Here is an 11,976-nt window from a genome sequence, read left to right on the forward strand (position 1 = left end):
TGGCATTATAAACTTTTTACTAATTAAAATATAATATAATAAAACAGGGTTAACTTAGCAATCTTATGAGAATTGGGTATAAGAGGGTTGTAAATACGCTTTAGACAACAACTTTGATTTTGTTATAGAAATATTAAGAATATAAAATATGGATTTGAAGAAATGCACTCCGGTTCTCTTTGTAAAAAACGCAAAAAGTTCCCGTTATTTTTACGAAAAGGTATTGGGACTGACAGTTACAGCCGACTTTGGTGAACAAAATATTATATTCAAAGAGGGATTTGCTCTTTGGCAAATTTCTGAGGAAAATATAATTTCCAAGACATTGGGCGATGATAATATTTATGATGTAAACACTATCAGCCGCTTCGAATTATGCTTCGAAACGGAATGTTTGGAACAGATATATCATAGGTTGAAACAAAGTGAGGCAGAATTTTTACATGAAATCAATACAGAGATATGGGGTCAGCGAACGGTACGGTTCTACGATTATGACAGACATTTGATTGAAGTCGGAGAAGCAATGCATGTGTTCTTTCACCGTATTTATGAAGAAGAGGGGCAAAATCTTGAAGCTACAGCAAAGCGAACCTATACGCCTGTCGAAATATTAAAAAAAATTTGAATGAAGGTGGTGTAGTTTCCGGATGCGAGAGTCTTGAAGAAGTACGTTCCGGTATAGATCTGACGGATGAATTGATTGTAGCCCTTATTGCAAAAAGAGCTGAATATGTCAGAGAAGCTTCTAAATTCAAGAAGTCGGAACAGGCTGTGCAGGATAAACAAAGGGTAGAACAAGTCATTGCCTCTAAAAGAGAACTGGCACAGAAACATAACATATCTCCAGAGCTTATAGCAACAATATACCGGAATATGATTGATTATTTTGTGACAGAAGAGATGAAAATCTGGAAAGAAAGGAATAAATAGTTTGTATTTACAAAGCAGGATATAAAATAAACATAGGTAAAATTATAAAGAATATATGAAAATATCAGTCATATTGGCACATCCTTACAATGAGAGTTTTAACCATGCAATAGCGAGTAAAGTTACGCAAACGCTAAAAGGTAATGGTCATTTTATTTATTTCCACGATTTGTATGGGGAAAGATTTGAACCGGTAATAACTCCCGAAGAACTCATTTCCGATAAATCGGAAGATCCCTTAATTATTCAGCATTGGAAAGAAATAAAAGAAACGGATGGAATTATTATTATTCATCCGAACTGGTGGGGACAACCTCCCGCTATTTTAAAAGGTTGGATAGATAGAGTCCTTCGTGAAAATATCGCTTATACATTCCCTGAGGGAGACAATGGAGGAGGTTTGCCTATCGGACTTCTGAAAGCTAAAATAGGGTTGGTTTTCAACACATCTAATACACCTAAAGAAAGAGAGGAGAATGTATTCGGAGATCCTCTTCATAGAATTTGGAAGGATTGTATTTTTGATTTTTGTGGAATAACAAAATTCGATAGAAAAATGTTCCGCGTTATTGCAGGCAGTGCAGACCGGGAGCGGAAAAAGTGGTTAAATGAGGTTGTGGATATGGTTAATAAGTATTTTCCAAAAAAAATCCTATAAATGGCTGAAGTCAAATCAACAAATATGAATATACCAAAAGCCACAATATTCGATTTGCCGGATATATTAGAATTGCAAAAGACAGCATTTTGTCCTGTTGCAAATTTATTGGATAATACTGAAATCCAACCAATGATTCAGACTTATGATGAATTATTGCAGGAGTTTAATAAGGGTATCATTCTAAAATATGCACAAGATCATGAGATTGTTGGATCTGTGAGAGCTTATGTTGATAAGGAGAATGTTTGCCATGTAGGAAAACTAATCGTGCATCCCAATTATCAGAATAAAGGTATAGGAAAAGCGTTGATGGTTGAAATCGAGAAAAAGTTTACTACTTGTTCAAGATATTTGCTATTTACAGGAGAGATAACTCCCAATACATTATATCTTTATACAAAGTTGGGATATAGGGAAGTATGCCGAACATGTGATAGTGCATGTATGATAATAATGGAGAAATCGAATAGAGATGAGTAGTAATTATCAAGTTGGAGATTTAATTTACGATACCGATATTTATGATGGTATGAATACCCACATAAATGATTTGCAATTTTACAAGCGATGGTTACCTCAAAACAAGGATACCCAAATTCTTGAACTCTGTTGTGGTACAGGTAGACTTACTATTCCAATAGCAAAAGATGGATATGATATCAGTGGGGTAGATTACACTTCTTCTATGATCAGACAAGCGAAAGTAAAAGCCTCCAATGCAGGATTAAAAATTGAGTTTATCGAGGCTGATATTAGAATTCTAGACTTGAAGAAAAAATATGACCTCATTTTTATCCCTTTCAATTCTATTCATCATTTATATCACAATGAAGATTTATTTAAGACGTTTAGTATTGTTCAAAATCATCTCAAAGAAGGAGGTCTATTCCTGTTAGATTGCTTTAATCCGAACATTCAATATCTCGTAGAAGGAGAAAAAGAACAGAAGGAGATTGCGACATATACAACAGATGATGGACGAGAAATATTGATAAAACAAACAATGCAATACGAAAGAAAAACTCAAATCAATCGTATAGAATGGCATTATTTTATTGACGGAGAATTTGATTCTATCCAAAATTTGGATATGAGATTGTTTTTCCCTCAAGAATTAGATTCATATATAGAATGGGCTGGGTTTACAGTTATTCACAAGTTTGGAGGATTTGAAGAACAAATATTTGATGATAACTCTGAAAAGCAGATATATGTTTTAAAATGTAAAAATGAAACCGTATGAATAAATTATCAGACTTTATTACACCACCCAACCACATCAACTTTCTTTCTAAAAAGCTATTTGGGGATTGTGGTGAAATAATAAATGGCTCTATTGCTTATTTGGAACCAAATGGAGGTGGACCAACAGAGTTACATACACATGAACACGATCACTTGTTTATTGTAGTTAAAGGAGAGGCTAAAGTATTGTTTGATAACAATATTCATATAATAGCGGAGAATGATTTTTTTATTGTAGAAGGCTTTAAACCACACTCTGTATGGAATAATATTTCTGAAACAACTATAATGATTGGTATATCCCTAAAATAAATATAAACTGTATGCTAAAATACTGTGGAACTCAAGCCATAAATTCGGAAAAACTTATTTAAATTCGAATATGTTGATCGTTTATACTATTCAATACTCAAACAAGAATATATAAACCTGAACTAAGACAAATATGTTAAACGACGAGAATTTCATTCGAAAGTATAATGAAAGAAATAATTGAATTTAGACAGACAGGTTCCGAAAACGAAGATTTTCTAAAACTGGTTATTGAACTGGAAAAGCATTTGACAAATGCCGACCGGAAGGCTCATTCCGAATGTAAACAATACAATAATCTTGAAACTATAAAACATGTCATTATTGCATACATTGGTGGAATAGCAATTGGTTGTGGAGCAATCAGAGAATATGATACTGATACGGTTGAAGTAAAAAGAATGTTTGTATCCATAGCTGCAAGGGGGCAAAGTGTCGGAACCAAGTTGTTGATAGAATTAGAAACATGGGCAAAACAATTAGGATTCAAGAAATGTATTTTAGAGACCGGGAATATGCTGCCCGATGCTGTGAGGTTATATAAAAAGAACAATTATGTTCAGGTTCCAAATTATGGGCAATATAAGGATATGGAAAAAAGTATTTGTTTTTCAAAAGAACTGTAAATCAATAAATGTTAGAATCTTAACAATTTACACAATAATAAAGCATGTTACAGCATATTGGAACTCAAAGCATAAATACTTTTATGGCAATTTCAATATTCCATAGATAATGATATAATAGCTTATTGAATTTGCGATCCTAAAATTTAATCGTTATATACAAATCCGAAAGAAGCTAGTTCTAAATTGAGAATAGCAAAACTGATAGGTTTAAATAAATTGATAATTTTGAGAAGTATGCAAAATAAGAGAGTATTAGTATTTCTGGCAAAGGCATTTGAAACTATGGAATTTTCTGTTTTTATAGATATTTTTGGTTGGGCCAGAGTTGATTATGGACATCATTTGTTAGTTGATACTTGTGGCTTTACTGAAAAAGTTATAAGCACATTTAATGTACCTGTTTTAGTAGACAAAACCATTGGAGAGATAAACGTTGACGAATATGACGCTTTAGCAATACCTGGTGGGTTTGGGGAATTTGGGTTTTATGAAGAAGTGTATGACGAAAGATTTTTAGAATTAATCAGGGAATTTAATACAAAGGGTAAAATTATTGCGACAGTATGTACCGGAGCATTGCCTTTAGGGAAAAGTGGGATTCTTAAGAATAGGAAAGCAACTACTTACCACTTAGATAACGGTTATCGGCAAAAAGAGCTGGAAAAATTTGGAGTTATTGTTGTGAACGAATCAATTGTAGTTGATGGTAATATTATCACGTCTTATTGTCCGGAGACAGCTCCTAATGTCGCATTTGAATTATTAAAAATGCTGACCTCTGAAAAAGAAATGGAAGTAATAAAAAAAGCTATGGGGTTTTAACATAGTTGTATAAATACCAGAAAATAACGATGAAAAACTACTTAAATAAAGAATTGAATTATCTGAATCGTGATATTACAAATGTTTGCGATGAGTTAGGATTATGGGCATCTCCCTTCGGAGTAATGCTATTAGATAATTTCCCGATTAAGAATTATCAAAATTATTTGGATATAGGTTGTGGTACAGGGTTTCCTTTAATTGAGATCACAAACCGGATTGGGAGTGAATGTAAAGCTGTAGGGATCGACCCGTGGGGCGAAGCCGTAAAAAGAGCTCAAGGTAAAATAGACGTGTTGCAACTTGATAATATATCGGTTATCGAGGGTAATGCTGAAAATATTAATTTTCCGGATGATTATTTCGACTTAATAACTTCAAATCTGGGAATAAACAATTTTGAAAACCCTTCGAAAGTTATCAATGAAAGTTATCGTACCTTGAAACATGGAGGGATATTCTGTGCGACTACAAATCTTACAGGTACTTTCAACGAATTCTATAACTTATTCAGGGAAACCCTGTTTGAGCTAAAATTAGAAAAATATCTTTTGGGATTAGATAATCATATAAACCATCGGGGAACTGAGAAAAGTTCAGTAGAACTATTTGAAAATAGCAGATTTAAAATAATAAGAACAATAAAATCTGAATATCAAATGAGATACTATAATGGCTCAGCCTTTCTTAATCAACCCTTTATAATTATCGGTTTCATTGACGCATGGAGAAATATGTTTGAAGATACTCACAAACAGGCCTTTTTCGATGTTTTCGAGCGTAGACTGAATGAATATGCCAATCAACATGGAGAGTTAAGGCTTACAATTCCTATGCTTTATATTGAAGCACGAAAAGAATAAAGTATTGTTTGAAAACAAAACTAAGATACAGATAATAGCAGAGAATAATTCTTTTATTGTAGATTGCAACATGCTTCACTCCGTTTGGAATAATACATCTAAAACAATTATAATGATTGGTATAACTATAAAATAAATAAACAACATGCTAAAACACAGCGGAACTCAAGCCATAAATACGGAAAGACTTATACTAAGACAGTTCCAATATACAGATGACAATAATATGTTAAGTTTTTGGATCAGTGATCCTGAAATTCAATCGCTATATTCAGAGCCTATATATACGACAAAAGAAGAGGTGAAAGAGCTACTAGACAAGTATATCGATTCTTACCAAAGAACAGACTATTACCGTTGGGCTATCGTTGAGAAAGAGTCCGGAATTTGTATTGGACAAATTGCTATATTCTTGGTTGATAACAAGAATCATTTCTGTGAGATTGAATATGCATTAGGCAGTAAATTCCACAGAAAAGGTTATGCGACAGAGGCGGTAAAATGTGTTTTAGATTTTTGCTTTAACAAAGTGAATTTTCATAAGATACAAGTATGCCATAAAGAGGGGAATGCAGCATCTCAAGGAGTTATTCGAAAATGTAATTTTACTTACGAAGGAACATTACGAGATTTTTTCTATATGGACGAAAAATACATAGATCGCCTATATTATTCTATGTTAAAAGAGGAGTATATCAAAAATGAGTTTTAAATTATCCTTTCGATCAGCTCAAACAAGTGATTTGGAAAAGGTCTGCCAACTCCCACAAAATGAGGAGGAACTATTCTTTATGTTTCCCAAAGCAGACTATTATCCACTGTCTGTTGAACAACTAGAAGCAGTTGTGGCAAATCGCTCCGATTCAACAGTTATTTTGCTCGATTATGAAATTGTAGGCTTTGCCAACTTTTACGAGGTTAAAGAAAATAATTATTGTTCGATTGGGAATGTTATTGTCAGTTCTCATTTTCGAAACAAAGGGATAGGTAAATATATGATTGAAACAATGGAATCTATCGCATTGGAGAAATATAATATCAGAGAAATGTATATTTCTTGTTTCAATACCAACACAAAAGGAATCTTATTATATTCGAAACTAGGATATACTCCCTATGATATAGAAGAACGGCTGGATAAGGAAAAACAAAATGTAGCCCTGATAAAGATGAAAAAAAAGAGATTATAATTTATTTAATCTATTATATATTCAACAGGCTTAACATAAAATACAAATATTTGCTCCTGTTTTTTATTTCCGATGTTATGTTTTATGATTTCAGGTTATATAATAATATAAGATGGATAAAAAACAGTTTATAGAACAAGTCGTTTCATTGAAGGTAAAATTGAAAAATTATGCCTTCAATATGCTTTCGAACAAAGAAGACGCGGACGATGTTGTTCAGGAAGCCTTTTTAAGGCTATGGGATATGAGGTGTAAACTTGACAGCCACACGAATATATCTGCCCTATCCATTCAAGTGACAAAATTCATTTGCTTAAATGTAATTCGACAGAGAAAACTGCGAAGTAAATTGAATGATATATCAGTATTTAAGGAAGATATGTTTTTTCTTGAAAAAGAATTATCATATAAGGAAGATGCAGAGATCATCAATCAAATAATAGATAATTTACCACCGATGCAAAAGTCCCTTCTTAAAATGAAGCATCTTGAGGGGCTGGAAATAGATGAGATAGCTGCTATAACAGGGAGTGATCCTTCCGCTATACGAATGAACTTGTCAAGGGCAAGAAAAAAAATTCAGGAAATGTATTTCAAAGTTCATAATTATGGAAAATAAAGATATACATATAAAACGGTTACTGAAAAAGTTTTTCGATGGAGAGACGACATCAGGTGAAGAGGACGAATTGTATTGTTACTTTGATCAATCTAATATCCCGGAAGAGTTTAAAAAATATAAACCGGTGTTTAGCTATTTTTGCAATGATATTTCCAAGAAACTAAATACTGATTTATCCGGTTCAAAAGACTGGAAACAAAAGAAATCCGGAAACAAATTATTGCTGTATATTACAGGGATTGCAGCCACGATCCTGTTATTAATAGTAGTCAACCCTTTACTTAAGAATGAAACTCCATACAAGGGTAGTTATATGGTGGTGAATGGCGTCAAAACATATAGCATAGATAATCCGGAAGAAATAGAAAGAGAAATTTTGAATGAAATATATCAAAGAGAGAAAGAATTAGACAATATTGAACTGGAATCAGAGAAATAATTTAATATAGATAATAACATATCGCATTAATTTCAAAAAGCAGATAATATGAGATCATTTAAATATTTATTACCCGTTCTACTACTTGTATTTACGACTGTTAATCTTTCTGCACAATCAAATTTATTGAAATGGGTTGCAAAATGCGAAAGCCTGAAGGATGTAGAGACAACCGTTATAAACAGGAATAATCCTGATACCAGGCAATTAGAGCGAACTACGACAAAAATTGTATTCTCTGATAATGAAAGCCTGCTGAATGAATTATTTACGGCTTTTGATAATGATAAGTCATCTACAACAAAATATGCGGAAAAGAAAGAAAATGAGAAAATCTTACCTAGCAATTGTCGTTTTTTTGATAAGATACAGAAAACTGATACAAGATTTGTCTTTCATTTCGATGTTGGAGGACGAAATTTTGTATTAGTGACAGTACGATATAATTACGAAGAATAGCATCCCCATTCTATAATAATATCAGAAATTACTTCTTTATGTTAGTGAGTTTTTAACTCGCCGGTCATTTCTATGCTCTGATTTATATGAGCTAATTAATAATGCGAATCAGTATTTAAAAAATTAGATAAATAAAAGCGATGGCAATTTTACCCATCGTATGAACTAAAAGTCCGGATGTCGATCTGACTTTCTGCGCTCTTTGAATTTTTGTACGTTCATTCAACCAATTGAAGAATGATTCTATGGGTTGTCTGACTTTAGAAACAGCAGTAGAAAATAAGTCATTATATGCTTTGTTCCATTGTTTTTCTTGTTCAGACTGTCCTTTGACTGCTTTAACAGGAGTAAGCATTTGAATATTCTGCGTTTGCTTTTTATTATCATTAAAGTATTCAAAATCAGAATATATTTTATCTCCAAAAATCATTCGGTTAACTATCGTATCACCCCAGTTCTGTTTAAATACAGTCAGGTCGTTATCTTCAGCAGGAGTGTAGGTTATGGATTCCGGAAAAGGGATTGTCCCTTTTCGTCTGAATGCCAGAGCATGAAGCTTTAAACCATAGTAATATTGATTCTTTGTTGAACAATATCCTTTAGTGGTGATTTCTTTAGCAACCTTTGCTATTCTGTTTCGTCCTGCACAAGTGATTACAGGCATAGAATCAACCAGCGATACATCAAAATCACAATCTTTTGGCGTGAATGAACTTATCAATCTCTGGGATAATACCTTAAAACATTCATTCAGGCGGTTTAACCTTAAGTTAAATGTTTGATACGATGGCAATGAAGGAAACCAGGAAGATAGATACTCTTTTGTAAAAGAATGTATATCTTTGACCATGAAATACTTCTGACAACATCCTGCGAACAGGTAAATTGTCATTATTTCCTGATCAGTAAAAGATGGAGCATTGTTGTTACTGTACCGTTGACAGTAATATTTTAGCTCTGAATCGTATAAATCACAGATATACATATAAATTCTTATCAGTTTAAGCTCTTTCTTCTTGGGAATCATTGTTAAAGAAATGTGTGGTAATATTCCTTTAATTTAATGATTTTCAAGAGATTGAGCAAGTATTCGGTACGCTTATTTTATTGATAATTAATCTTTTAATTAAATAAATCAGCCAATAGTTGCAACTACTGATTCGCATTAATAAAATCAATATCAAGATGAAACAGAAGAATATCCTTTTGACTCTAAAAAAGTACAGAGTTATCATTTGTTGTATTTTTTTCTTTTGCTCCGCGGGGTCTTATTCTCAGACATTAACAAAAAATGAAATATATGGAAAAGTTATAGATGAGGGTAATATTCCGGTCAGTTTTGCTAATGTTATGATAATAAATCCAAAAGACTCATTAATCATAAATGGTTGTGTAACTGAGATTGACGGTTCTTTTCAAATCAATACCAGTTATCAGGGTGAAATTTTATTGAAGATATCGTTTGTAGGATATAATGATTTTTCACAAATCCATATTTTAGAAAAAGAATCTATTATCAATTGTGGCGAGATCTTATTAAAAACAAACGATCAATTGTTAAGTGAAATTACAGTAACAGGAAAAATACCTTTTGTTTCATATGATAATAATAAGATTGTCGTAAACATAGAAAACAGCATACTGAGCGATGCTGGTTCTATTACTGATATGTTGAGCAGGACACCGGGACTTATTTCAGATGTCGGAGGACAAATATCTGTTATGGGGAAAGGTAGTCCTATTATTTATATTGACAATAAGGAAGTTGTCAACAAAGACGAATTAAACACGCTCCAATCAAATGATATAAGTAAAGTTGAAATTATAAGGAATCCTTCATCCAGGTATAATGCTTCCGGCCAGCCGGTCATTATCATAAGGACAAAGAGATCAAGAAAAGATAATACGATGATTCAACTCTATAATAATTTGACTATCGCAAGAAAAGTGAGTGACAGGGGCGGTTTACAGATAACTCAGAATACAGGCAGATATTCAGGTCTTTACAGTTACTCATATGGCGTATATAATCAGAAGCAATACGCTGATTATTTCCAAACAATATATAATAAGGATTATGCAATGGATAATATTTCAAATGCCATTCAATCTTATTCCAACAAAAATCACAATCTTTTTGCCGGTATAGACTATCAGATCCGTAATAATGATTATTTAGGACTAAAATTTGCGGGAAGTTTCACTGATGATACCAGAGATGAATATAGAAACCAAAAGATTACTAAAAGTAATATATCCGAGAACATAATAAGAGATCTTAATTCTGTCAAAAATAAAAACGACGATTATTATACTATTGACTTCAATTATACAATGAACAGGGATTTTAATACACTGAATCTTAATGCAAGTTATGCACATAAGAAATATTCGGAAAAAACGAATATGGACGAGATTGATATAATTAGTACAGACTATGCGCGGTCTTTAATTAATTCACAAAACAAATATGATGTATATTATCTGTCGGCAGATTATCAATTTGAAGTTATGGGGATAACTTCACAACTTGGAGGTAAATATTCAAAAATAAAAAACAATGGATATAGTGAAAACCACAATCTGAATACGACTAAATTAAACTCTTATGACAGCAATATTACTAACGAAGAAGTTTCAGCAGCCTATCTTAATTTTAGTAAGAATATTAGAGGATTAACCATTGAAACGGGTATCCGCTATGAATATACAGACTCAAAAATTAAAACTTCAGAGAGCTTGGAGCATAACAGGCTGACCTCAAGTAAATTTTTCCCAAATATAGGGCTAAACTATGTTATTTCTCCTAAAGCTGAATTAAATATCAATTATAATAAATCCATTAGCAGGCAGCTTTTTTCACAAATCAATCCGAATGTGATTTATCTTGATTCGTTATCCTATATTATTGGAAATCCGTATTTAAAACCCTCATATTCCGATAATTTCGAAATTGGTTTAATTCTCTGGAAGAAACTTAACTTCACAACGAGTGTTGAAACAGAAAAAAATCCTATCATATTTGTCGGCATTAACGATGATAATAATACTGATATTACAAGATTTACTTATATGAATCTGAATAAAGCAAAATTTTATAATACAGGATTATCATATTCAATAACAAAAGGCAATTATACTTTAGCATTAAACTCTAATCTAATGTTTCCTGATATGACAATAAACTATATGAATAGAGAGAAGAAGATAAGAAAGATGATGTCCTCTTTTACATTCAACAATAGTTACAATATTCCAAATATCGATATTACTGTTTTTCTTAACTTTAATTATAGGGGACCGGGTGATTATGAAATCAGACGGTTTACAGAGCAACATAGCCTAATCGCAGGTGTTCGCAAAAATTTCTTAAAAGACAGGCTGAAAGCAACTATAACTATGTATGATATTTTTCATAAGAATAGTGGAGGTAACTACGATACGGAATATGGCAATATTTCAGAAGGTATGAGAATCAATCAGGATACAAGGTTTTTAAGGATTAGCTTGACTTATACTTTCAATAATATGAAAACACGTGTTAACAATAATTCTGCTAACCAAAAAGAATTAAATAGATTATATTAGTGTGAAATTATTCGCATACTATCAGGCGAATGTGCAAGAAGATCGTTTAATATCATGCAAAGGTCTTCTTTTAATTACTCACATCTCAATACCTATCCTGAATAACAATGGATGTCTGACTAATCCCTTTGATATGAGGTACAAAATTCGGACATTAAATCGAATTACGATATATACTTATTAAGTAAAATAGAAGGTGAGTATTTCTAGGGC

General features: G+C 32.3%; 16 protein-coding genes. 15 read left to right on the forward strand and 1 reads right to left on the reverse strand.

Annotated elements, in window-relative coordinates; genetic code table 11:
- Positions 1-148: 148 nt before the first annotated feature.
- The 14 genes from ACYQ3L_RS00775 (at position 149) to ACYQ3L_RS00840 (ending at position 8,175) form a co-directional block, all read left to right on the forward strand.
- Entirely contained in the window at positions 149-628 is a 480-nt protein-coding gene (locus ACYQ3L_RS00775) for a VOC family protein (RefSeq protein WP_379994575.1), read from the forward strand.
- Entirely contained in the window at positions 625-933 is a 309-nt protein-coding gene (locus ACYQ3L_RS00780; RefSeq protein WP_379994574.1) for a chorismate mutase, read from the forward strand. Before ACYQ3L_RS00775 ends, ACYQ3L_RS00780 begins: the two co-directional genes overlap by 4 nt.
- Before the next feature lie 55 nt (positions 934-988).
- The gene (locus tag ACYQ3L_RS00785) at positions 989-1,591 is read left to right on the forward strand and encodes an NAD(P)H-dependent oxidoreductase (protein ID WP_379994573.1); all 603 of its coding nucleotides are present in this window, start codon (positions 989-991) and stop codon (positions 1,589-1,591) included.
- A complete protein-coding gene (locus ACYQ3L_RS00790; protein WP_379994572.1) occupies positions 1,592-2,074 on the forward strand; it encodes a GNAT family N-acetyltransferase in 483 nt (160 codons plus the stop codon).
- Positions 2,067-2,837 (forward strand): class I SAM-dependent methyltransferase, encoded by a 771-nt coding sequence (locus ACYQ3L_RS00795; RefSeq protein ID WP_379994571.1) that lies wholly within the window; start codon positions 2,067-2,069, stop codon positions 2,835-2,837. Before ACYQ3L_RS00790 ends, ACYQ3L_RS00795 begins: the two co-directional genes overlap by 8 nt.
- Complete coding sequence (locus tag ACYQ3L_RS00800; RefSeq protein ID WP_379994570.1) at positions 2,834-3,151, forward strand: cupin domain-containing protein; 318 nt, start codon at positions 2,834-2,836, stop codon at positions 3,149-3,151. Before ACYQ3L_RS00795 ends, ACYQ3L_RS00800 begins: the two co-directional genes overlap by 4 nt.
- A gap of 167 nt (positions 3,152-3,318) precedes the next feature.
- Entirely contained in the window at positions 3,319-3,777 is a 459-nt protein-coding gene (locus tag ACYQ3L_RS00805; protein ID WP_379994569.1) for a GNAT family N-acetyltransferase, read from the forward strand.
- Positions 3,778-4,014: 237 nt separating this feature from the next.
- Positions 4,015-4,602 carry a DJ-1/PfpI family protein gene (locus ACYQ3L_RS00810; RefSeq protein WP_379994568.1) on the forward strand — a complete coding sequence of 196 codons (588 nt, stop codon included), beginning with the start codon at positions 4,015-4,017 and terminating at the stop codon, positions 4,600-4,602.
- A 29-nt stretch (positions 4,603-4,631) separates the two neighbouring features.
- Entirely contained in the window at positions 4,632-5,465 is an 834-nt protein-coding gene (locus ACYQ3L_RS00815; protein ID WP_379994567.1) for a class I SAM-dependent methyltransferase, read from the forward strand.
- A gap of 145 nt (positions 5,466-5,610) precedes the next feature.
- Entirely contained in the window at positions 5,611-6,177 is a 567-nt protein-coding gene (locus ACYQ3L_RS00820) for a GNAT family N-acetyltransferase (RefSeq protein WP_379994566.1), read from the forward strand.
- Complete coding sequence (locus ACYQ3L_RS00825; protein WP_379994565.1) at positions 6,167-6,655, forward strand: GNAT family N-acetyltransferase; 489 nt, start codon at positions 6,167-6,169, stop codon at positions 6,653-6,655. The genes ACYQ3L_RS00820 and ACYQ3L_RS00825 overlap by 11 nt, the downstream gene beginning before the upstream one ends.
- Positions 6,656-6,767: 112 nt before the next feature.
- Positions 6,768-7,274, forward strand: coding sequence for an RNA polymerase sigma factor (locus ACYQ3L_RS00830; RefSeq protein ID WP_379994564.1), 507 nt, complete (start codon positions 6,768-6,770; stop codon positions 7,272-7,274).
- A complete protein-coding gene (locus ACYQ3L_RS00835; RefSeq protein WP_379994562.1) occupies positions 7,264-7,716 on the forward strand; it encodes a hypothetical protein in 453 nt (150 codons plus the stop codon). Before ACYQ3L_RS00830 ends, ACYQ3L_RS00835 begins: the two co-directional genes overlap by 11 nt.
- A gap of 48 nt (positions 7,717-7,764) precedes the next feature.
- Entirely contained in the window at positions 7,765-8,175 is a 411-nt protein-coding gene (locus tag ACYQ3L_RS00840) for a DUF5024 domain-containing protein (RefSeq protein ID WP_379994561.1), read from the forward strand.
- Between the two features lie 115 nt (positions 8,176-8,290).
- On the opposite strand, the gene ACYQ3L_RS00845 is transcribed toward ACYQ3L_RS00840, so the two are convergent.
- Positions 8,291-9,025 carry a transposase gene (locus tag ACYQ3L_RS00845; protein WP_459952247.1) on the reverse strand — a complete coding sequence of 245 codons (735 nt, stop codon included), beginning with the start codon at positions 9,023-9,025 and terminating at the stop codon, positions 8,291-8,293.
- Positions 9,026-9,360: 335 nt separating this feature from the next.
- On the opposite strand from ACYQ3L_RS00845, the gene ACYQ3L_RS00850 reads away from it, so the two are divergent.
- Complete coding sequence (locus ACYQ3L_RS00850; protein ID WP_380000425.1) at positions 9,361-11,763, forward strand: TonB-dependent receptor domain-containing protein; 2,403 nt, start codon at positions 9,361-9,363, stop codon at positions 11,761-11,763.
- Positions 11,764-11,976 lie beyond the last annotated feature (213 nt).

Source organism: Dysgonomonas termitidis, assembly GCF_054657735.1.